Raw genomic sequence first — 24,071 nt, 5'->3', positions numbered from 1 at the left:
GAGACTGTATGGATAACTACTATATGAAACCTCTGATACTGATGTTTCTGTTGATGATTGCCCCGCTTGTAGCGGGTCTTTATGGAGCTATGCATGATCAGATATCTTATACTGTCTCTCCTGAATTTTTTCTAAAGTTCAGATTTCCTCAGGTTTTTGGTGCGGATATGGCCAATTGGACAAAGCCTGGAAATGAGCGTATCGGAGCTGCGATTATTGGCTTTCAGAACTCCTGGAAAGTAGGAGTCCTATTAGGAATAATACTGGCATTGACAGGCTTTATGCACAAAGATCAGAAAGATATGTTCAAGCATACGCTGCAAACATATTTTGTTACAATGATCATTGCTTTTTTTTCCGGACTAACCGGATTGTTAACCGGAATAAATTCAACGCACCACATTTCTTCATTTCCTGAAGGTATATCAGATCCTGTATCTTTTAAAGCTGTTGAAACTATGCACAACTTCAGCTACATGGGAGGCATTGCAGGAATGCTGATAGGAGTGCTTTGGCATTTGTATAAGAAGAGGAAGAAGGAAAATCCTATGGTGTGATTATATAAATTAGATTCGCATAGACTTGACAAATAGGATTATCTGCAAAAATCAACTTGGTATAGCTGAATGATAAGAGAATGAGTAACTCTTATGATATATAAACACTTAAATGAGGCATAATGATTTTTAGTTTATTTTTTTGATTTGAGTTTTAAAAAGAAAAGCTGCAGGCAGCAATTATAGCCAAGGTATTGCTGCGGGTAGCAAATTTTCATATTAGTCTATTTTATAATTTTAGAACTAAGTTGCCTTGAAATTTTCAACATACTTAACCTCTTCAATATTTTATGCATTAGTAACAATTTATAGAATATGCGAATTACAACATTTATAACATTTTTATTTTTTACAGTTTCATCAGTTTGTGGGCAAGCATTTGAGCCGATGGAATTAGCTAAAAAGATATTTGGTGAAAAGAAGTTTCCAAATATAGAAAGGTATATTACTGGTGAATATAATGGAAAGCCCAGTGGGCAAGATTTAAAAGAAAAGTCAACTACCAAATTTACTTTACTTCAGCAAACTGAGGATAGAGCTGTGGTGAATATGACAGTTCTAGACTCCACAGCTAAAGGATTTGATACGTATTTGCATTTTGAGAAAGATTCCATTTGGAAAATGAATGCTTTTAGAGGACTTGCCTTGACAGGTATAATCGAACAGATGGTAATCGAACTTGGAAAAATGAAGCCTGAAGAAATAGATGAGATCATAAAGAAATCAAAAAAAAACAAAAGAGGTGAATTTGTTCTTTTTAAGTCAAAGGAAGACTATGATTATATGCTCGGTAATGCAAGACTTATAATCGAATTAGATGATAATATTGAAAAACATTTTTTGTCTAATCAATCAGAGTTTGATCGGATTAAAGATGCTCTTTTAAAGAATCTCAAAGATGAAAGGTTTAATGGCAAAAAAGACTTTGAGCTTGGGGCAGATCTGAAGTCTGATTATAGAAAGCTTTTCATCGCTTCTGTTAGTGCTGGCAAATCTGACTATGGAAATAGTATAGATTTTTTAATTGGAGGAATGGTTGATAATAAAGTAGGGTATATGTACATAGAAAATGAAAAAGACTTACCCAAAATAAATCCTAATAGACTAATAATGGTAAGAGAAATTGGAAATGGATGGTATATCTATAAAACAACTTAATATACATCTTTGGATACTTGCATAGAAAAAGATGATAAATTCAATGTCAGTGAAAAGTTTCCGTCTAGTGAAACACAGTGCAAGGTGAATTAACTGCAACATAATTACTTCAACCTTCAAAATATATGATACAAAAGGACTTTGCAATTAAAGCGAAACAAGTTTTAGAGTCCGATGAAAACGTGATCGGATTGGCTGCTGCAGGTTCATGGATAACAAATGACATTGACGAGTTTTCAGATCTGGATTTAATCCTAGTTACGAAAGAAAAAATTTCACAGGATAAAAATAGAATGATCGACTATGCAAAATGCATAGGTGACTTTATATCGGGATTTACGGGAGAACATGTGGGAGAACCGCGATTATTAATTTGTCTATATAAAAATCCATTACTACATGTTGATATTAAGTTTTTAACTCTTGAAGAGTTTAACTATCGTATTGAAACACCAACACTGCTGCTTGATAAAGAAGGTTTACTTGAAAATGCTATAAATTCCTCTATTGTCAAATTTCCTTATCCCGACTATCAATGGATTGAAGATCGTTTTTGGACGTGGATACATTATGTATTACTTAAAATCGGACGAGGAGAATATCTTGAAGCATATGACTTTTTCGGTTTTTTGAGAATGGTTGTATTTGGACCTTTATTGCATATTAAGAATGGTAATTTACCTCGTGGTGTAAGGAAAGTTGAAAAAGATTTATCGCAAAAGGATTTAGCTGATTTAAAGCAGACAATTCCAAGTTATAATAAACATTCACTATTAGAAAGTGTAAAAAACGCTGTATCACTTTATCAACAGCTAAGGAATGAACTTTATGATAAGGAAATACAATTGAGAAATGAAGTCGAGAAAGAAGTATTACTTTACTTAGGTGAAATTGAAAAACTAAAGTAAAAACGTGTTCTTATTACCTATACTTAAAGAAGGCAAAAGTTTTATTAATTTCTATTAATGGTTTAACTCTTACTTACTCATTCATTTGTTGATATCCTTAACGATAGTAAACTTTAAAGATGAGATTTTTTCAATTATATTAACATTCATACTCTGTTCTTGTGCAATGATTTTTCCTCCTCATTTAACAGATAATGCATTTATAATATTGATTAAGTAGTCATCATCTAATAGTCATTTTCGGGATTTCGAGTAAAACGAATTAATGAACCTGTTTATATGTATGTTGATCAATAGGCACGTTTCACTGTAGAATTATAAACCACCATTGTTGCCACTTTGCCTTCCACCATACCCCTCAATTAATTTTAAATCATCCTATAGCTCCTGAAATATCTGTTTATTGCTCTGTTGCAGGCCTTCGTTTTTTTCTTCTGCGATTGAGCATTGTAGGATAGTTCATTATTTTAATCTTTCAACTCTAGCAAATTCTGCTACATGAAGTTCATGTTTTTGGTGATTGATTTTTCTAAAAAAAACTTTATTAGGGTGTTTTTAATATCTATATATTTGTTATGTTTGTATAATAAAAGGCCTTGATTGTCTATTTGTTTTGGCGGTTGGTCGGAAATACTTTTAGAGTTACTTTTTGTAATCAACAAGCAAGCATTTTAAAATAATGAAGAAAAAGGTATCTGGATTAATGATTTAACTGAGTTCGCAAATGAGATGCGAGGTGCAAGTTTAGCATTGAATTGCAATAAGTAGTTCAATGATGATCGAAATGCAATGCATTAGAAAAGGGGTAAAGATTAAAGCTCTTAACTAACTAACCATTTTCGGTTTCATCAAAGAATTGCATTGCAGGTCTAATCCGATAAATTTTTAGAATCACTTTAAGTGACATCATATTTTAATTAATACTGTTAGTGCTTTTATTTTAACTTTTTTATAAAACAATTAAACAATTATTCATGAACAGAAAATTACTTTTTAGGAAAGCCATTGCAATAATTATGGCATTTTCAGGAGGGATGGCCACCTCTGAGCTTCAGGCCCAGTATAACAACCCCGTATATTCAAGCTATACTGTAAACATTGTTCCGGGCTCTAGCCAGCAAGTGATGGTATTTAAAACATCTTCACTAGTGACATCTACAGCTTTTGTGAACAATTTCAACAGCAAAGTTAATCTGCTAGGACCATCAAATTCTGCGCTAAAACTTCTTAAAACAGAGACTGATAGTAAAGGTTTTACACATAATTTGTACACCCAGAATATTGCTGGAGTTGACGTGGAAAATGCTGTGGTAAAAACACATATTAAAAGTGGTCTTGTTAAATCAGTGTCAGTATTTACAAAAAGCACTACACTTACAGATGTTACCCCGGTTACAACTTCCGCTCAGGCAAGAACCCTTTCCCTTTCAGCTATAGGATCAACATCAGAAATAACAGATCCAAGATTTAAAATCGAAGCACCGAAACTTATCATTACACTTGATGCTGCACAGCAACATGTGCTTGCCTGGAAGGTAGATATTTTTGGAAATGCACCTGCAAGAGGCCGTTATTATGTTTATGTAAATGCAAAGACAGGCGCAATAGTTAAAAAGATCAGCAGACAGCATAAATGCGGCAATCCAACAGTGCAGACCAGATATGACGGATCAAAAACAATCAATGACAATGTGGTTCCGCCTTCATCAGGATTGTCAGGTATTGATGTATTATATGATGACTGTCGCAATACGTGCGGAAGCAGTACTCAGGTAATTGAAACCATATTCAATGATAATTCCACAGGATTAAATTATTATTACTCTAAGCCAACAGGCACAAGCTGGGCAAGCGATCTTCATCATAGAATCGGCTTTCAGATACATTATGGTCTTGGAAAAGTTTATGATTATTATAAATGTATTCACAGCCGTAATGGATTCGATAATGCGAACTCATCATTATTGGGTGTGGCTCATTGGAATTCAATGGATGGAGTTAACCTGGATCCGGACAATGCTGCATGGCTTGGTGGTGGTGTAATGGTTTTTGGTGATGGCGGAGACGGATTCTCAGGAACACAAACTGTTGGTTCTGTTACTTCGATGGATGTAATAGGTCATGAATTTACACATGGTGTTACAGAAAATACCGCAGGACTTTTATATGAAGGAGAGTCTGGGGCACTGAATGAAGCTTGGAGCGATATACTTGGTACTGATTTTGAATTTTACGCAAAAGGAACAGGTAACTATACAATGGGCGAAGAGGTATGGGCTTCTGGTATGCTGCGTTCAATGTCAAATCCTAATGCAAGAAGCCAGCCGGATACTTATGGCGGTACTTACTGGCAAAATACTTCAAGCTGTACTCCAAGTCCGGCCAATGACTATTGTGGTGTGCATGGAAACAGCGGTGTTGCAAACTACTGGTTTTATCTGCTTGCAAACGGTGGTTCAGGAACAAACGATTTAGGCAACGCTTTTTCAGTATCATCTATCACACGTGATGCTGCAGCTAAAATTGCTTATAGAGCTCTTGTGTATCATTTTACGCCAAATACAAACTATGCACAGGCTCGCCAGTTTACCATACTTGCTGCAGAAGATCTTTACGGCCCATGCTCAAATGAGGCATTGCAGGTTGCAAAAGCTTGGTATGCTGTTGGTGTAGGTGCAAATCCAGTTAATACGATCACAGGTCCTACATCCGTATGTCCATATCAGACCAATGTTAATTTTGCTACAACGGCCAATGTTGGATCAACATATACCTGGGCATTGCCTCCAAATACCAGCGTTGTTTCCGGTTCTGGGACTAATTCAATTACTATAAATTTCAACGGAACAACTCCGGGAGCAAGAACAATCTCCGTAAATGAGTTTACTGTTGATGTCTGCGTACCTGTTACAAAGACGATCACTGTATTGGATGGAGTAGCAAATGCAGCAACTTGTAATGCTTATCCGAAACCACTTTCGCCAAACGGTCTGTCCTTCGATGGAACTGATGATGTTGCAGTTATTCCTGCTCATGCTAAAATGGGACTAGGTACCGGAGACTTTACTTATGAAATTATTATCAAATCAAATCCTTCTGCTCCACTTGCAACCTATGGTGGGCAGGCTGAATGGCTATTAGCTAACCCTTATAAATGGGAAGAGGATCCATCTGTAGGATATGCAGATTTATGGACCAACAGAGCAACTTGTTCTACTTGTCCTGATTATGTGTCTTTCAGATCGGGAAATGCATATATCGGTATATCAACAAATCTGAGAGATAATAAATGTCATCATATCGCTGTTGTAAAGAACTCAACTAATTCAAAAATGTATTTGGATGGTGTACTTCTGGCAACTGAACCATTATCTCCATATTATACAAATCCGACTGGTAATGCTACCAACGACTGGCAGGTAGGCGGATATTATAGTGCAACAAGTAATCCTAATGTACTTAATGCATTTAATGGTTCCATAAAAGAACTTCGTATATGGAATACAGCCAGAACACAGACTGAGATCCAGAATTTTATGAACAGAGGTTTATATGGAAGTGAAGCAGGTTTGGTTGCATATTATCCTTTTGATGAGACAGGCACAGGAGAAACAATTAATGACAAGGTTAGTCCTACTCCAACACTGCCATTGAATAATGGATACAGAGGATCAAGTTCCTCAAATACAGATTACAATCCTACAGCAATTGCAGGAACATGTACAACTGTCAATACGCGTCAATATAATTTTGATATGCCATTCGAAGGTTCAGAAGCGACTGAAAATGGAATAATGGCTTATCCTAATCCATTTACCAATGAACTTACTTTTAGCGCAGATTTTTCAGCAGGAAAAATCTATTCAGTTGAACTGATAAATTCATTAGGTAGTGTGGTTTATACAGACAAAAATCTTGTATCAGGAACAAATTATTCCATCAAAGCTGAACTTACACCGGGATACTATGTGCTAAAGTTTAATGACGGAAGTGGTTTCAGAACAAAAACAGTAATAAAAAATTAAATTTCTTTTCTATTAAGTGAATGAAGTGGGTTGCCATCTTGGCAGCCCTTTTTTCGTTTATTGCCAAATGAGGGCAAACGAGTCAAACATAAAATATGAGTTTTAAAAAAGGAGATTTTGTAACTATTGATGGCTTGAATGCTGTTGTTATAGCTCATTATGGAGATGAAGGAATTCCAGAAGATCATATAGCAGTATATTTTGGTTCTGATCAAAAGGGAAAATCGGAAGGTGGTTCTTCTTGTGCTCCAGAAGTCTGGGTAGTACCGGTAGGTATCTGGGAAGATAGTCAAATACCTATATATAAACATTAGAGGTAAAACGTAATAGTGTAAAGTGAAATAGATGCAGGCAATTATAAAGTACCTAGATGAGCATTTTTTTGGGTTACATTCTTTTTATTTATTTTTAAAAAGCTTTGCTGATAGGGCTGGGTGGATAGTGAAATGTTTTAAATTACCTGTCATTTAGAAAATGAAAAACATAAAAATATTTAAAGAGGAATTTGATACAAACCTTAAAGAGATTGAGAGGGCTGAAGAGGTTTGGAAAGCTCAATTTCCTTCTGATTACAAAGTTTTTTTGCTTCAATATAATGGTGGAGTGCCATATCCGAATTGTCCTACCATATCCTCTGAAAACAATTCTGAATTATGGCCTGTCAATAGGTTTTTTAGTATTGGAGATGTGATAATCCAGAAAGAACATCCTATGACATATACACTTCATGATATTGATAAGGAGGATTTTGAACGACTCAACTTAAACAATGAGTATCTTCTGGTATTTGCTTTAGGGGAAAGAGGAGTTTATATTATGAATCTAAATTCAGAAGATTTCGGTCAGATATACTTTGCAAATTATTCAGGCGGAGATGGGATCATTAAAGTTAATACAAATTCCTTCTCAGAATTCATTAACTCTCTTGACATGCCAAAGTGGACAGAAGAAGAATATGATCCTGATTTTCAGTTGACGAAACATTATTACTCAAGCAATAAAATTTTTCAGGATTACTTATATCACACTCCAAACAATCCATCATTGGGATTCAATAGGTTTAAAGAAGTTTTTGCTGTACTTGGAGATATTCAACCTCCAGAAGACGGCTATCCTAACATTCCACAAAAGTATGTACATGATAAATTGAAACTGGAATATTTGCTTGAACAAGGATGTAAGACAGATGGACTTCTTCGGTATGCAAATAATGCAGGAATCATTAAATATTTAATTGTAGAAAAGGGGTTAGATATTAACGAGATTTACAAAGGTAGATATCCATTGCAAAGCTATCTTACATCAACAGCTAAATATGAAATTAAAAAGAAATATGAATTAATTCATGACTTGCTGGAATTAGGTATAGAGATGGACTGGTCAATAAAGGGAATAAAAGTTGATGGAAGTCCGGATTTGCCAATGATAGAGAAATTAAAAGTTTTACATGATGAATATTTGCAATATGAAATTGATGATAAGAATTGGTGGATAAAGAACGGAAAGCCAAGTGGGCATGTGCCATTCAAAAGAAGTGCATTAATAGAGCAAAAACTTGGGATTGTCGATGATAAATAAAATGAAAAGTTTTGTGCTTTTATTCCTTGTTTTTATTTCTGCTATAGTGTACGGACAAACCACAAAAGATACAATATACGTCTACCAAGGTGATACCTCAAAACTAAAAATCGAATACGATATCAATGGATTAAAGACAAAAGAAACATTTTACTCGTACGATAATCAAATTGAACAAGAATCTTTTTTTGATAAGGGCGAACAAATGCATTGGATAGCTTATGATTCATTGGGTAATAAAACTTCTGAATGGATTAATCCGGAGATAGAGAATGTTAAACATAGGACAAAGAGAAATGTAGCATTAATCATAAGTATAATTATAGTGACAATTTTACTTTCAGTAATATGGAGATATTATGGTTATGAATCTTCATATTACTCGTTGATAGCATTTACTATTGTAATCCCTTCAATTGCATTAATCGTAAAGAATCAAATTGATCGGGATCATTATTTTCAATGGATTTTGTGGAGCTCCTTTATAATAACCCCCATATTTGTCTTCGTACTATCAATTGTTAATTTTTTTATAAAAACAAAAATTCCTCTATGGATTTCAATTTTATTTGGATTGATTAGTGCATTATTTTTACTGTTCATCATATTTCTGATCAATATATCCGGATCCGGAATGATTGGGTAAATTTGGGGTATAACAGTAAGTTGTATTTATTATAAATGTCCTTTAGTTAAAATTTAAACAATTAAATTGAATACACCTGCTAATTGTTATGCTTAGTACATTAGTTACGTGCCACACACATACACACAATACCAACTATAGGGTTATTTAATTTTTTTTAAATTCATAGTTCTTGCTACAAGTAACTTATTCATTCCATCTTCTATAGTTGCTTTTCATATATTTTCGAATTATTGTCAATAATAGACTGAGGATCCCGATTGCAGTTGCTATTGCGGCCCTTAATTTATGGCTATTTTAATTCAATATCTGCATTGTTGAATTTATAAAAAAATGACCAAAATTGGCTATTGACTTCATTACCTTTTTGGGAATATTTTTGGGGTGGCTTTTTTTATAAATCAACCAACAAACATTATAAAATTAGGAAGAAAAAATAACGGATTGGTATTTTAATTCCTGTTCGCAAATGAAGTGCGAAGCAAGGATATACCTTTAGATTGTAATAGATAGCCAAACTGTGGGTGAATTGCAATATATAAGAAAGGAAATTTTTGCTATAGATTAATTATACTTATATGGCTATCCATTTTGGGAGGTCTCATAGAATTTGCACTGTGAGCTAACCGATAATTTTTAAAGTCAAAAATGCCAGTATATATTTTAATCAATACTGGAGGTACAAAACTTTGAGTTTTTATTTAAACTTTTTTATAAAACAATTAAACGATTATTTATGAACAGAAAATTACTTTTAAAGAAAGCATTTGCGTTGTTGCTTGCTTTCTCCGGAGGGTTGGGCGCCTCGGAACTTCATGCCCAGTATAGTAATCCTGTATATTCAAGCTATACAACAAACATTGTTCCTGGTTCAAACCCGCAGGTGATGGTATTTAAAACTTCATCACTTGTGACATCTACTGCTTTTTTGAGCAATTTCAACAGCAAAGTTAATCTACTCGGTCCATCAAACTCAGCGCTAAAGCTTCTTAAAACAGAAACAGATAGTAAGGGCTTTACACACAATTTGTATACCCAGAATATTAGTGGAGTTGACGTGGAAAATGCTGTGGTAAAAACGCATATTAAAAGTGGTCTTGTTAAATCAGCGTCAGTATTCACCAAAAGCACTACACTTACTGATGTTACACCTGTTACAACTTCCGCTCAAGCAAAAACACTTTCGCTTTCTGCTATCGGGTCAACATCTGAATTTACAGATGCAAAATTTAAGATTGAAGCACCCAAACTGATTATTACATTTGATGCAGCTCAGCAAGCTGTATTGACATGGAAAGTTGATGTTTTCGGGAAAGCTCCTGCAAGAGGCCGTTATTATGTTTATGTTAATGCAAAGACAGGCGCAATAGTCAAAAAGACCAGCAGACAGCATAAGTGCGGCAATCCAACTGTGCAGACAAAATATGAAAATTCAAAAGTAATCAATGATAAAACGATTACTATTACTGAAGACGAAGGGGTCACATTCCAAACAATAGATGCACTTTATAATGACTGCAATAATACATGTGGTACAAGTTCTCAGTTAATAGAAACAGTTTTCTTTGATGAAAATGCAGGTAAGCTGCGTTACTATTCAAAAACTCCTGGCTCAACCTGGTCAAGCGATCTTCACCATAAAATCGGTTTTCAGGTACATTACGGACTTGGGAAAATTTATGATTACTATAAGTGTATTCACGGCCGTAATGGATACGACAATCAGAATTCATCAATTGCAGGTGTAGCTCATTACAACTACGCTCCAGGTTATCTCGATCCAGATAATGCTGCATGGTTTGGCGGAGGTATGATGGTATTCGGTGATGGTGGTGATGGATATTCTGGCACACAAACAGTCGGTGCTATTGCTTCAATGGACATAATTGGCCATGAATTTACACACGGTGTTACAGAAAATAGTGCAAAACTTGAATATCAAGGCGAGGCTGGTGCACTGAATGAGGCATGGAGCGATATACTTGGTACTGATTTTGAATTTTATGCTAAACCATCTGGTAACTATATAATGGGCGAAGAGGTATGGGCATCAGGCATGCTACGTTCAATGGCAAATCCAAAATTGAGAAGTCAGCCGAATACGTACGGAGGCACATACTGGGTAAATACTTCAACTTGCACACCAGACCCATCTAATGATTACTGTGGTGTACATACCAACAGTGGTGTTGCAAACTATTGGTTTTACCTGCTTGCAAACGGTGGTTCCGGTACAAATGATATTAGCAATGCATACTCTGTAACTTCTATTACTCGTGACAAAGCTGCTCAAATTGCCTACAGAGCCCTTGTTTATCATTTTAGTCCAACTACTAATTATGCTCAGGCGCGTCAGTTTACAATACTTGCAGCTGAAGAGCTTTATGGACAGTGCTCAAACGAAGCTTTACAGGTTGCAAAAGCATGGTATGCAGTAGGCGTAGGTGCAAATCCTGATAATACTATCACAGGTCCGGTTTCAGTATGTCCTTATCAGACAAATGCTACCTTTGCTATAACAGCTCATGTTGGATCAACATATACCTGGACATTGCCTCCAAATACCAATGTTGTGAGTGGTTCAGGAACAAACTCAATCACAATTAATTTTAACGGTACAACTCCAGGTGCAAGAACAATCTCTGTAAACGAGTTTACCGGAGATGTCTGCGTATCTCTCTCAAAGTCTATCACAGTGCTTGATGCTGTAGCTAATGCAACGACTTGTGATGCTTATCCTAAACCACTTTCTCCAAACGGCCTGTCCTTTGATGGAACAGATGACGTTGCGTTAATTCCTGCTCATTCGAAAATGGGACTGGGTCTTGGAGACTTTACGTATGAGATTATCATCAAATCAAACCCTTCGGCTCCACTTGCTAGCTATGGCGGACAGGCAGAGTCACTGTTGGGAAATTATGGTGATGGTCAAAATGGTACTGGTTCTGCAGAATTCTGGACCAACAGAGCTACCTGTCCAACCTGTGATGATTATGTTTCTTTCAGATCAGGTAATGCAATAGCTGGAATAGCTACAAATCTGAGAGATAATAAATGTCATCATATCGCAGTTGTAAAAAACTCAACTGACACCAGAATGTATCTTGACGGTGTTCTGCTTAATACCGAGCCAATATGGAGAGACTTTGGACCTACAGGCAATGGAGTGAATGTCACTATGATTGGTGGATATTACGATGCGAACCAGTCACCTCAGGTAATGAACGCATTTAATGGTTCCATCAAAGAACTTCGTATCTGGAAATCTGCGAGAACACAGGCCGAAATTCAGAAGTATATGAATAGAGGTTTATATGGAAGTGAAGCAAATCTTGTTGCATATTACCCTTTTGATGAGACTGGCACAGTAGAAACAATTAATGACAGAATTGCTCCTACTCCAACACTTCCTTTAAACAGTGGCTACAGAGGATCAAGTCCATCAAATACTGCTAACAATCCTACAGCTATTGTTGGAACATGTACAACGGTCAATACACGTATGTATAATCTTGATATGCCATTAGAAGGAGCGGGAATTGCAGAAAACGGAATTGCTGCTTATCCTAATCCGTTTAGCAATGAACTTACTTTCAGGGCAGATTTTGCTGCAGGAAAAACTTATTCAGTTGAACTGATAAATTCTATGGGATCAGTGGTTTATACCGACAAAAACCTTGTAACAGGTGCAAGTTATTCGATTTCTACAGAACTTACTCCTGGATTCTATGTGTTGAAGTGTAACGACGGAAACGTTTCCAGAACAAAAACAGTTATTAAATATTAAATTTCATTTTAGTTAAATGAATGAAGAGGGTTGCCGGGAATGGCAACCCTTTTTTTGTGTGATCACGGTATCAAATGTGACCAGACCTTTAGTGTCTCAAAAACTTATCATTCAAAAATGAACAATTAAGTTTAAATTGCAAGGCGGTCCCAGAGAGAGGGAAATTTTTGACTTAATCAAATAGGGAAAATCAAGCACTGAAATCAGTTGTATACTTAATATAAGTGAACATACTGTCTACAATCACAGGAAGGATATGCTTAAGAAGGTGGATGCAAAAAATATCATCGAATTGCTTTCCAAGTCGATAGTTTATGGATTTTTATAATTAGCACTGATGTTATGCATAACATTGGATGAATTAAATGAACAGCTGTTTACATCAGCCCAAGACGGAGAGAAGTTTGATAGGCTAAGGAAAAACGACAAGTTTAAGTTTTGGCAATTTGACTATGCATTAATTCCATTGTCATTAAGACATCTTTACAACAATGTTCCTTTTATATATAAAGCTGTCCTGAACGTCAATGTCTTAGATGCCTTTTATAAAGGCAGATGGAAGAAAAAGTCCAGCGTTTAACAAAAGCTTTAAGTCATTTTTAGGTTTGGTTTGATCCAAAATTGTTATCTTTCATAAGATTGGTCATTGTAGCATTTATAAAATCAGTCAATGCCATACTCTAAACGTTATGGTCAATAACTGAATTTCAATAATTGCTTTTTTACAAATTAATAATTACGTCTCTTGCAAAATGCGGATACTATATAGAAAAACCTTTATCATTTTAATCATTCTATTCTTTCATTCATCCATTTACGGTCAACTTTATTCAAGAAATGATAGAAAAGTTGTGTATTCAGGAGAAGCGAATGTGAGAGAAAGTCCTTCACCAAATGCTAAAATAATAGCAACCTTAAAGCAAGGAACAGAAGTAATTATTTGCAGTAAAACTTATAAAGTCGATACGATCAGTGGAACTATTGCTTACTGGATGCCGATACTCTACAATGGTATTTCCGGATATGTTTGGGGGATAAATCTTGCTAATAATACTTTCAGTCATATTAATGGAAATAGATTACTGGTTAAAAATGATTCTAAAGGATTATCATATAAAATATTTGCAGGTGACAGCTTGATTATCGCAGGTGCATATCCAGATAAGCCTTATAGTCTATATTCTCATATCTATCCAATACAACCTCTTTCCGCAGAAAGAAACAATCTTTACTTTAAGTTAAGTGATTCAGATTTAATGTATTCATTTGATGGGATAATGGTGAGCAAAGCAGGCCGATGCGACAAAGAAAATATTAATGCTGATCATCTATCTTCCCGAGAAGAGATAAAAGATTCCTTAGGCTCTATAATCAACCGTGATAAAGTGAATTTAAGAGCCTTACCAAGTGTATCTTCTAAAACAATAGGACAATTACCGAAATATACTTTAGTAGAAGAAATTGAAAAACTAGCAAAGTTAGATACAGTTAATAAGGAGGAAGGCTATTGGTTCAAAATAAAATGGAAAGGAAAAGTAGGATATGTTTGGGGAAGTTCAATATCCAGTCCCAAACAACAAATTCGAGATAATGATGATGAAAGTACTTCTTATCTCTTAAGCCATAATGCTTTGTTTGTTTTAAATAAGGGAAGCATAGTTAATCATGTAATGTTAAATTACGATATCTATGATGAAACACTTCATTCTTTTGGCGATTTAGGATTTGGTCCAGGAAATGATTTCGTGGCAATAGAATCTATAGCACATGGTTGCGGAGAGTGGGGAGGAGATGTATACTATCTTTGGAATGGTAAAGAGCTTAAGCTTTTCTGTTCTAATGGCGGTGTTGGTGATGGTCCGCTAAGCGAAGGGGTAGTGCATATTTTTCCTTCATATCAGCATGGAATTCCAGGCAAAGTGATTCAGCATTCCTATTCATCCGAAATGATTGATATTGTGCCCGCAGATGATTGTGAACTAAATTATGCTGATGCACTTGATTATTATCTTATTTCCATATTGAGTTATAATGGAGATAAGCTCGTTGAGGTGCCATCTAAACATTTGGAGTTAAAAAAGTTAATTGAACGTGAGTTTCCTAAATACAGACTTATCCAATATAAATTCGGTGATATAAATAAGGACAATATTGACGATGTTGTTTTTCAGGTAAGAATGGAAAGAATCAAAAAAGACTCCGATGGATATGAAAAGTATATTTACAAAACTAAAATTGGAGTGGGTTTGGGCACCAGCAATGACTCTCTCCAGCTGTTTAAAGTTAATGACCATTTTATAGGTGACGATGAACCTAGAGTAAATATTTTTCTTGATGATTCAGGTATTTTGATTACATCTTATTCAGCATTTAAAAATGATGAAATGAGACAAAGTATATATGGTAGAAAAATTTATCATTTTGTTTATAACCCAACAGATCAAAAGATATATTGGGACTCTGTTTCTACGATTTTTGACAAAGGACTTCAGAAGCTAACATTCAGGAGTAAAAAAGTTCTTTTTGAGAATACATGGAAATATACAGAATACGAAAATGAAGAGTATTAAATCCCCCTTTACACCAATAATAGAGTATAGGGGAATGATTGAAAAGAAGCATCTCAAGGCACTTCTTTCCATTGTATTTAATTATAATCTATGATTACATTCGAACCATTTACACCAGATGATTTTGACCGTTTAATATCCTGGATAGAAAACGAAGAAGATTTAATGCAATTTGCAGGGCCATATTTTTCTTACCCTCTTACAAAGTCTCAATTAGATGAATATGTCAATTCAAAAGATAGGAAACCACTAAAAATAAAATTAACTGAGTCTGGTGAATATATAGGACATTGCGAATTAAACTATACTAATAAAATTCCAAGACTAAGCCGAATTCTGATTGGGCAAAAAGAAAGTCGGAATAAGGGAATAGGGCTTAATATAGTTAGAGGAATGATAGATCAAATAAGTCAAGCATCAGAAAGTAATGTTATTGAATTGATCGTTTATGATTGGAATGTAAATGCGATTAATTGCTATAAAAAAGCTGGATTTTATATTCGTGACAATTGGGAGGATATCATTTCAATTAATAATAAGCAATGGAGAGCAGTTTCAATGTATCTGGAACTGAGAAATAAACAATAAAAAGATAAATCACATTAGGACTTCCAGTGTAGGGTGATATAAAAAACTTTAGGTGTGTGCTTTTAAGTCTCACTCTATTCGTGTTGATAGAAAAGCGCTTGAAGACTTCTATGCAACAATAACCCATATTGTTTGAGAATTTAAATACAATGAAAAAAAATAAGTTTTTGCTAATTCCATTTTTGCTTTGTGCTACTATCCAAGTACAATCACAGGATAAATATAATATAAGCTCTGAAGTATTTATTGATGGTGTTAGGGCTGATCCTCAGGATACAATACATCTGAATGCTGAGGTTATATTAGAGATACGTCCTACAGGAAATGACACACTGGAAAATTTGGATATAAGGATGTTCATAACAAGGAGAGGTAAAATATTGAATAAGATTGTTGCTTACGATCTTTCTGATTTTAATGAACGTTTTGATCCATCCATATTTAAAAATATAAAGGATGGTGACAGATTGTACATTTGCCTCATCAACAAAGATCTTAAATCGCATAATATATTAAAATTAGGTAATAAAGATTTTCAGTGCGATAAAATGATTATGTTTCCGATAAAGGACGCAAATGATTTTAATTACAAATAACACTGGGTTAATTAATTGCAAGTTAATGCTGATAATTGCGGCTCAGCTCTTTAAAGACTACACTTTTTTGTTTATTTTTATATAATTACTGTAAGATTTTTACCGATATATCTTATCATTTTACAATATGTTATTATATGGTCTTCGAAATAAATTTATAGAATTTATAAAGTTTGTTAATGGATTCATTGGGCTAGGAGCACTTGTCACGCTTCATTGGATTATTAATAGGCAGAATGCTGACCCGAATGAATATTTTGTTGTTTTCTTATCCCTCATATCCTTGTCAACTCTTATCTTAATATATTTTTTCTATAATTCTTACCAAAAGAAAGAAAACCTATTTGTAAATATTATCTTGACAATTCTTCGGATTTGGGCTGCTACTGTTTCATTATATTTAATTTATTATTGTACTCTAATGACCTTAAGTCAAAAATGATATTTTTTAGGAGGCAGGCATTTGAATCCATCAATAACGTTAGTTTGATAATATAATGTGCTCCCTGCGCCTATTTAATTGGCTCACTAAGAATTAAGTCTATGGGTGACAAGATAAGATTTTATTTTATCGCACGTTTAATGATAAAATATCATTAGAGTGTTTCTTTATGAAAAGTGGAAAAATATTATTTAGTCTTATTGGAATGTTGTTTTTATTAAATTCATGCACTACAACCACTGTTGTTTTGACAAAACCCAATGGCAAAGTTCCACCTGGACAAATGAAAAAGTATACAGGAGCAAAATCAGCTAAAGCATATGCCCCAGGCCAACAAAAAAAAGCGGGTGGTCCTCCTTCAAATAATTCAAATGCTCCAGGGCAGAAAAAGAAAAAATAAAATTCAGTTGATTGGAAATTTAAGCGAAGATATAGATACGCAGTAAATTTTAAGTGTGGTGCTTTATTCGCCACACTTTTTTATTTATTTTTAGCTCATATAGAAAAATAAGCATTTTGAAATGCCACCACCTATCATCCTCATAACCATTTTTCTTATTTCTTTATAGAAGTTTTGAGGTTGATAATATTTATTGAATAACTTTTTTGAAACACATGAATTACTCCATAATTATTGATGAACTTCTGGACACTTATAGTGAAGTCAGGTATGTAGCTATCTATAATCAGAACGAATTGAATTCAAAGCAACGCAGTTCTCTTTCTGATAACTCGTCAGCTGATACAGATAGATATGAGGAATTATTAGTAAATCCTGTACTTTTGACTGCTGCAAGACAACGCGGCAATATTGATTGCGGAGGACTTCGATTTATAATTATAGCATATGGGAATTTCTATCAACTGATCAAAGAAACTTCATTCGGACATGTTTCGATTTGTTTAGAAAAACGAGCAAACCTGACTCACTTGCCGGATGAAATTTTTGAATGTTTAAAATCCAAGTATGCTGAATTATTTTAAAATTATACCGATCAGGTTAAGATTTTAGTTCATCCAATTAAATGCCTACAATAACCTTGATTATTTATTGAATTTTTGAAACTATTGGAGGTTGAAATTTTAAAAGACAATCTTGCTGAAACAGAAAAATTTTATGTCGAACAAATGAGGTTTAATGATATCAAAACCTAACTTACTATTTATAATTGATTGATGACGTTAATTGGTTTTTCAGCTAAAATAAGGGATAAGAGAGTTGACAAGATTGCAGCAAAGCATGGGTACAAGAACTATGAAGTATTTTATAGTCCATTATCAATCTGGCTGTTTTTTACTCTTTATCTACTTGTATTAAGTCTTCCTGTAACTCTTTCATTTCTGGAATATTGGTTCTATTTGCCGGGGTACTTGGTGTTAGGGTATTTAATTTCTGCGTATCGTAACAATAGCTTTATACTAACTGAAGATGTATTGGTGGTGATTAATCCTAATTTCCCATTTAGGAATTTCCATTGTTATAAAATTGAAAGTATACAAAAGGTAAAAATCGACACGGGTAAATGGTCAGATTTTTTAATAGTCTTCATTCAATTTGGGCATAATTATATTCAAATAAATTCAGAGGGAAAAAGAAGAACCTATTATTGTAATGGATTAGATATTGATGCTTATGATGAAAATTTTACTGAGAAAACACTTGATGATTTTTCACATAGATTATCAAAGAAGAATATTTTAGTTGATTTTAATATTAAATAAAGGCGTAAGTGTCAGCATGTGCTGATAGAATTGTAAGAATGGTTCTCAGCTATGTTTAACTTTAAGTCGCCTGTATGAAGCAGGCTTAGTTTATAATAAGATGAAAAAAATACTTTTAGTCGTTTCGTTTCTTGTTTGCAATCTTGTTGGATTCGGGCAAACAAAAGTTCTTACAAACAAAGAAGTTGATTCTATATTTACCGCAAATATTAAGAATAAATTGAATATCAAATTCCCTCTCTTTAGAGTATATGAATATAGTGACCATGCAGGTAAACATTTCCTGGTTTTAGCAGAGAATGGTCATAATGAAAATGGCAACCCCAAAAATGATTCCATACAAGGTATATGTTTAAAGGTGGATAATGGACAACTTAAAACAGATTGGACATTTAATGATCATAAATTGAAAGAGGGAAACGCTAATTCTGAAGAAATGTCTATTTGGTTTTGGACGAAATACGTCTCACTTTCTGATATAGATAATGATGGACTTGTAGACCCAATTGTCATTTATGGGACATCAGGAAGTAATGGAACTGAGGATGGTCGTATAAAGATCCTGACATATTATAAGGGAACCAAAAGAGCATTACGACATCAAAACAGCAGTCTTGACCCGGAAAGAAAAACACAAGTGGATAGCGCATTTTACGATCTTCCAACATCAATTCAAAATCATGTAAAAGCTCTGATGAAGAAAATGATGGACGATAACAATGCGATATTTCCATATGATTGGGAAGCAGCAATGAAAAAAAAGGATTTACAGTTTGATGAAAGATAGTAAATGCCTTCGGCGTCCCTATTTACTATTGGACAGGGAGAACAACAAATTATATGTTGTCTATTTTGTTAAAGGTAAGTTTAAATATTTTAAATAATGATAGATAAATCAATGATCAATAAATTGGCAGTTATTACAATGTTAGCGGGACTTTTTGGAATGCTTTTTTGTTTTCCCTTTCTTTGGTCTGGAAGGATGGAAGACTTAGTTGGGGCTGGATTTCCATTTGTTGCAGGCTCAATCCTATTTGGATCAGGACTCTTGACACTTGGATTATTTAACAGAGATAAGAATAAGTAAACCTGAATGTAAAAAGTTTTTATTAATTTCTATATTGCTAATGATTTTTTTGTAATTGACTGAATCTTTAACCAATGACGTACTATCATAAAGATTGGAATTTATATGTTGCCAACTTGCTAATGAAAGAAACTGTAATGGATTCAAATGGAATTCTTTTAGATGAATCGTTTTTCATCTTAATCGAATTATTTCAATTTGAAAATCCGGAAGTGGCTTACTCTGAAATTACCCGGTTAATTGAAAGCAATGTGTATTCTGATAGGAATCGTGAAAAGGATAATATAGTTGAACATAAATGCATTGGTTTAAATGAATTAGACTTGCTCCAGTCTAATATTGATAATATTAAATCCCAATTGCATGAGGATGGCTCTTATGGGATTACCATAGCAGGTATTGGTTTTGATAAATTTAACAGATTGACGAGTCCTTCAATCAAAAGGAAAGAAGAATTAAAGTTGTTTGATAAATATTATAATTTTAAAAATGGTGAAGATAGCCAGCAGTGAGGTTTGGTAAAGGATGAGGAATTATAAATATCAATAATAACAATTACTATAATGAAAATATTAATTGAAACTGAAAGATTTATTATAAGAGAAATACTTCCAACAGATAATGATGGGATGTATGAACTTCATTCCGATCCTGAAGTGCATAAATATTTAGGGAATAGTACCATAGCCGAAAAAGAGAAGATTATTGATGTGATTAATTTTGTCAGGCAACAATACATTGACACTGGAGTGGGGCGCTGGGCAATCATTGATAAAAATACTAATGACTTTATCGGCTGGACAGGACTTGAATTGGTAACTGAAGAAATTAACAAGCATATCAACTATTATGATCTTGGTTACAGGTTGATAAAAAGATTTTGGGGGCAAGGTATTGCGACAGAAACTGCTTATGCTTCATTGGAGTATGCCTTTAATAAGCTTAATGCTGACGAGGTTTATGCACGGGCTGATTGCAATAATACTGGTTCAGATAATGTATTGAAAAAGGTTGGACTCAGGTTTGTTGAAAAGTTTGACCTCGACGGCGTTAAGCATAATTGGTATAAAATTGATAGAGCTGAATTTTTGAACAAAAAACCGAGCCGCTAACAGTTTTGTCAAAAGCTTGCAGGATTAATAAAGCATTCATTTAAGATAAGTTTTATGGTACAAGAAAAGTTAAACAGGCTTCAATATTTAATTGATGTGATCCCGTCGAAGCTGAATGCAACGAATGATGAAGCATTTAAAACAAAATTAAATCCTAACAAATGGAGCAAGCAGGAAATATTAGGGCACTTAATTGATAGCGCAACGAATAATCATCAACGGTTTGTTCGTAGTCAATTTGAAAGTATTCCTTTAATCTCTTATGACCAGGACGGGTGGAATAAACATAGCTATTATAACAAATTTGAAAAAGCACAATTAGTTGAATTCTGGAAGGTTTATAACCGACATATCCTGGAATTACTTAAGATAATTCCAGAAGAACATTTAACAAAAAAGTGTAATACTGGAGGGACCGAAAACTACACCATAGAATTTTTATTCAATGACTATGTTGAGCATATGGAATATCATTTAAAGCAGATTGCAGAATTCTAAATATTAATCACCGGTGGGCGTAAATTATATGAACCACAACAATAATAGCTTAATCAATTTTATAAAAAGAATTCCATCTATAGAAGGACATATTGCTACTGGTGTTTATGATGATGGCAATTGGTGGGTTAAATTTAAAATGGACATTAAACATGATTTGGCCTGGAATGTAGTTCAGGAACTGGAGCATATCGTAAATTATGTATCGATTGAACAGCCAATGCCAACTTCTTTTTATCCAGTCTCTCCACCTCCATATATGAATGGAGGACCTTCTGCTTATCCTGGATAATAGAATCCAGAAATAAAGAGTTTACTCCGTATGATATGTTAGAATGGCTGGAAGGCCGCTTCCAAGACCAGTGGATGACTTGAAAAATTGGGAGATAGATAACGAAGAATAAGATGAATTGGAGGATAATATTAATTTTCATTACTTTATTCTTTATAGTTACCCTATTGGCGGGAATTTGGGTTGGCACAAATTATTCACTAGATGATTTTAAAAGCAGATATCTTTTATGATGAAAAGAATATTTCTATTTCTGTCAACTGTTACCCTTTCTATAACAGCGTTCTCTCAATCTAAAAACGTTTTAAAAGATCCAGGCTTTGAAAATAATTACAATGAATGGGCAATTTTAAATGCAGGAGATTATCAAACGGAAATTGTGCACAGCGGTACTTTTGCATTAAAAGTTTCTCAAGTTACACCGAAATTTAGCGGGGCTTATCAAATAATAGCTTTTCCACAAGGAATAAGCAGGGTAGAAGTTTCCGGATGGATGAAAACTGAAAATGTAATCCAGGGATTCTCCCCTTATTGGAAAGCTAGTATAGCATTGGAAATTCAAGATGAATACGGACAATTAGCTAAAGGAGAAGTAAGCCCTGTCGGGCAACAAAAGGGGAGTACAGAATGGACTTACTACAAAAACAGCTACGAGATCTTAAAAGGCGCGAGTCAGATCAAAGTTTTTTGCTTCTTAAGCAACTGCACTGGCACAGCATGGTTTGATGATTTAAATGTATTATTTTTTAATCAAGCAGGAGATACACTAGCCGAGGGCTTGAAGTCTATTAAAGAAAGTAAACCTCTCGTTTATTCAAAAAATCAACTGCAAAGTGACTATTTAGAAATGATCTCTTACTTGAAATCTCATCCTGCCCCAAATGAATTTACTTCTAAGAAAGAGTTCGAGAAGCTGAGTCATCTTCAGTTTAATAAAATTAAGGATTCATTAAACCTTACAGAATTCTATTCGATTTGTAGCCCTGTTGTGGCAAAGGTAGGATGCAGTCATACTTTATTAATCGATAGAAGGCTTTCGATATTGCCTGCGTCCTCATTCTTTCCATTAAATGTTTATTTTGAAAATGAAAGAATGTATGTGGTTAAATCAAATGAACTCGTTCCAGAGTTAACACCAGGGGCAGAAATTATAGAAATAAATGGTAAACCTGTATCTGAAATTTATTCAACAATATATAATAACATTCCTGCGGATGGTTATAATAAAAGCGGTAAACTATGGTATCTGAATAATTCATTCAGCTATTTTTATGCCCTGTATTATGGAGCTTATGATAAGTATATTCTGAAGTATAAAGCTTTTAAAAGGGAAGAAGCAAAAGTATGTTCTTTTACTATTGCCGATTTTAAAGTTGTTGAAAATAAGTTATATGATAGTACAAAGTGCCTTGATGCCAATCTTTGTTTTTCTATATTGGAGGATAAGAATACGGCAGTTATAACTATCAAGTCTTTTGTTTATTACGATAGGCTGGATTATTTCAAAGCTTTTGTTGATGACTATTTTCAAAAGATTAAAGAAAAAAATATAAGTAATCTGATCTTTGACCACAGAGGTATTGGAGGCGGTGATCCTTATTGTTCATCTTATTTGCTTTCTTATCTCATCAATAAGCCTATTAAATATTTTGATAAAGCACATCCATACTATGATAAGCTTAAAGCTCCTATAGGTCCAGCAACTAATGCTTTCAATGGCAAATTATTTATACTCATTGATAATGGAGGAGGTTCAACATCTGGACACCTTAATGCATTGATTAAGTACCATAAGTTAGGAAAGTTTATAGGTCAGGAGACCTGTGCAACCTATACGTGCAATGCAGCTTCTAAGAATTTTGTATTAAGCTATACGAAATTGAATTTAAGCGTTGCTCAAATGACCAATGTTGTAGATGTAAAGCCCATGCCTAAAAACAGAGGAATTATACCTGACTATGAAATAAAGCCTTCTCTTGAGGATGTTATTGCCGGAAGAGACGTTGTTATGGATTTTGCATTGAGATTAAATGAAAGAGGGAAATAATAGGCAAGAGAATATTTTATTCTTGTAACCCTTTGTCACCCGTGCGGAAGATAGAACAGGGATATCTATAAATGTAAAAACATGAACGAAATATTAATACAAAATATTCCCTTTAAATTATTCCTTTCATTCTTCAGTATACAAGACGAAGTTAAAATCATTGAATTAGGAGATACATGGCATCCTGCAAGTGGCTTTGTAGATGGGTCTTATTTTAAAGATTTTAAAACAGTAGATGACTTCTTATGTGTTGATTATGATTTTCAAGGACTAGTTATATTTATTGGTCAAATAGGAAGTTATTCAATTAAATATGATGGTGAATATTATCACCTTAGTGGATCTGATAAAGAAATGGCGAAGTTAAAAGAAGTGCTTAGGGTTCATAAAAATATTACTTGGCAATATAATCTTTAAGTTATTTACTTTCTTTGTAAGAAGACAAAATTGAAGTATTT

Annotated in this window: 23 protein-coding genes and 1 pseudogene; all 24 read left to right on the top strand. The window is 34.0% G+C overall.

Features of this window, described 5'->3' with window-relative positions; all coding sequences use genetic code 11:
• The first annotated feature begins 8 nt into the window (after positions 1-8).
• The 24 genes and pseudogenes from K350_RS0110475 (at position 9) to K350_RS0110355 (ending at position 24,030) form a co-directional block, all read left to right on the top strand.
• The gene (locus tag K350_RS0110475) at positions 9-557 is read left to right on the top strand and encodes a hypothetical protein (RefSeq protein ID WP_028979872.1); all 549 of its coding nucleotides are present in this window, start codon (positions 9-11) and stop codon (positions 555-557) included.
• A gap of 315 nt (positions 558-872) precedes the next feature.
• The gene (locus K350_RS0110470; protein ID WP_028979871.1) at positions 873-1,715 is read left to right on the top strand and encodes a hypothetical protein; all 843 of its coding nucleotides are present in this window, start codon (positions 873-875) and stop codon (positions 1,713-1,715) included.
• Positions 1,716-1,840: 125 nt separating this feature from the next.
• Positions 1,841-2,623: an aminoglycoside 6-adenylyltransferase gene (locus K350_RS0110465; RefSeq protein ID WP_028979870.1), complete on the top strand. Its 783-nt coding sequence runs from the start codon at positions 1,841-1,843 to the stop codon at positions 2,621-2,623.
• A 974-nt stretch (positions 2,624-3,597) separates the two neighbouring features.
• On the top strand, positions 3,598-6,648 hold the full coding sequence (locus K350_RS31020) for a M4 family metallopeptidase (RefSeq protein ID WP_051313033.1): 3,051 nt from the start codon (positions 3,598-3,600) through the stop codon (positions 6,646-6,648).
• Positions 6,649-6,743: 95 nt separating this feature from the next.
• Entirely contained in the window at positions 6,744-6,962 is a 219-nt protein-coding gene (locus K350_RS0110455; RefSeq protein ID WP_028979869.1) for a hypothetical protein, read from the top strand.
• A 160-nt stretch (positions 6,963-7,122) separates the two neighbouring features.
• Positions 7,123-8,226 (top strand): SMI1/KNR4 family protein, encoded by a 1,104-nt coding sequence (locus K350_RS0110450; RefSeq protein ID WP_028979868.1) that lies wholly within the window; start codon positions 7,123-7,125, stop codon positions 8,224-8,226.
• A 1-nt stretch (position 8,227) separates the two neighbouring features.
• Positions 8,228-8,872, top strand: a complete 645-nt coding sequence (locus K350_RS0110445) for a hypothetical protein (RefSeq protein ID WP_156026995.1) — start codon at positions 8,228-8,230, stop codon at positions 8,870-8,872.
• Between the two features lie 736 nt (positions 8,873-9,608).
• Entirely contained in the window at positions 9,609-12,659 is a 3,051-nt protein-coding gene (locus tag K350_RS31015; RefSeq protein ID WP_028979866.1) for a M4 family metallopeptidase, read from the top strand.
• A 196-nt stretch (positions 12,660-12,855) separates the two neighbouring features.
• A pseudogene (locus tag K350_RS33105) lies at positions 12,856-12,987 on the top strand (helix-turn-helix transcriptional regulator); the annotation flags it as partial.
• Between the two features lie 9 nt (positions 12,988-12,996).
• Entirely contained in the window at positions 12,997-13,239 is a 243-nt protein-coding gene (locus K350_RS0110435; RefSeq protein WP_028979865.1) for a hypothetical protein, read from the top strand.
• Positions 13,240-13,411: 172 nt separating this feature from the next.
• Positions 13,412-15,229 carry an SH3 domain-containing protein gene (locus tag K350_RS0110430; RefSeq protein WP_028979864.1) on the top strand — a complete coding sequence of 606 codons (1,818 nt, stop codon included), beginning with the start codon at positions 13,412-13,414 and terminating at the stop codon, positions 15,227-15,229.
• 90 nt (positions 15,230-15,319) lie between these two features.
• On the top strand, positions 15,320-15,817 hold the full coding sequence (locus tag K350_RS0110420) for a GNAT family N-acetyltransferase (protein WP_028979863.1): 498 nt from the start codon (positions 15,320-15,322) through the stop codon (positions 15,815-15,817).
• 149 nt (positions 15,818-15,966) lie between these two features.
• Positions 15,967-16,413 (top strand): hypothetical protein, encoded by a 447-nt coding sequence (locus K350_RS0110415; protein WP_028979862.1) that lies wholly within the window; start codon positions 15,967-15,969, stop codon positions 16,411-16,413.
• 611 nt (positions 16,414-17,024) lie between these two features.
• Entirely contained in the window at positions 17,025-17,255 is a 231-nt protein-coding gene (locus K350_RS28250; protein ID WP_037575026.1) for a hypothetical protein, read from the top strand.
• A gap of 215 nt (positions 17,256-17,470) precedes the next feature.
• Positions 17,471-17,839, top strand: coding sequence for a hypothetical protein (locus tag K350_RS28245; protein WP_211236734.1), 369 nt, complete (start codon positions 17,471-17,473; stop codon positions 17,837-17,839).
• 192 nt (positions 17,840-18,031) lie between these two features.
• A complete protein-coding gene (locus tag K350_RS0110395; RefSeq protein ID WP_028979860.1) occupies positions 18,032-18,577 on the top strand; it encodes a hypothetical protein in 546 nt (181 codons plus the stop codon).
• Between the two features lie 100 nt (positions 18,578-18,677).
• Positions 18,678-19,364, top strand: a complete 687-nt coding sequence (locus K350_RS31010; RefSeq protein WP_051313032.1) for a M949_RS01915 family surface polysaccharide biosynthesis protein — start codon at positions 18,678-18,680, stop codon at positions 19,362-19,364.
• A 96-nt stretch (positions 19,365-19,460) separates the two neighbouring features.
• Entirely contained in the window at positions 19,461-19,664 is a 204-nt protein-coding gene (locus K350_RS0110385) for a hypothetical protein (protein ID WP_028979859.1), read from the top strand.
• A 74-nt stretch (positions 19,665-19,738) separates the two neighbouring features.
• A complete protein-coding gene (locus K350_RS0110380) occupies positions 19,739-20,176 on the top strand; it encodes a hypothetical protein (RefSeq protein WP_028979858.1) in 438 nt (145 codons plus the stop codon).
• A gap of 51 nt (positions 20,177-20,227) precedes the next feature.
• The gene (locus K350_RS0110375; RefSeq protein WP_028979857.1) at positions 20,228-20,776 is read left to right on the top strand and encodes a GNAT family N-acetyltransferase; all 549 of its coding nucleotides are present in this window, start codon (positions 20,228-20,230) and stop codon (positions 20,774-20,776) included.
• A gap of 54 nt (positions 20,777-20,830) precedes the next feature.
• Positions 20,831-21,274, top strand: a complete 444-nt coding sequence (locus tag K350_RS0110370) for a DinB family protein (protein WP_028979856.1) — start codon at positions 20,831-20,833, stop codon at positions 21,272-21,274.
• A 28-nt stretch (positions 21,275-21,302) separates the two neighbouring features.
• A complete protein-coding gene (locus tag K350_RS28235; protein ID WP_211236733.1) occupies positions 21,303-21,566 on the top strand; it encodes a hypothetical protein in 264 nt (87 codons plus the stop codon).
• Positions 21,567-21,795: 229 nt separating this feature from the next.
• On the top strand, positions 21,796-23,613 hold the full coding sequence (locus K350_RS0110360) for a S41 family peptidase (protein WP_081670955.1): 1,818 nt from the start codon (positions 21,796-21,798) through the stop codon (positions 23,611-23,613).
• A gap of 81 nt (positions 23,614-23,694) precedes the next feature.
• Positions 23,695-24,030: a hypothetical protein gene (locus K350_RS0110355; RefSeq protein WP_028979854.1), complete on the top strand. Its 336-nt coding sequence runs from the start codon at positions 23,695-23,697 to the stop codon at positions 24,028-24,030.
• Positions 24,031-24,071 lie beyond the last annotated feature (41 nt).

The sequence above is a fragment of the Sporocytophaga myxococcoides DSM 11118 genome (assembly GCF_000426725.1).
Classification (GTDB): domain Bacteria; phylum Bacteroidota; class Bacteroidia; order Cytophagales; family Cytophagaceae; genus Sporocytophaga; species Sporocytophaga myxococcoides.
This window is presented reverse-complemented; position numbering and strand designations above follow the sequence as displayed.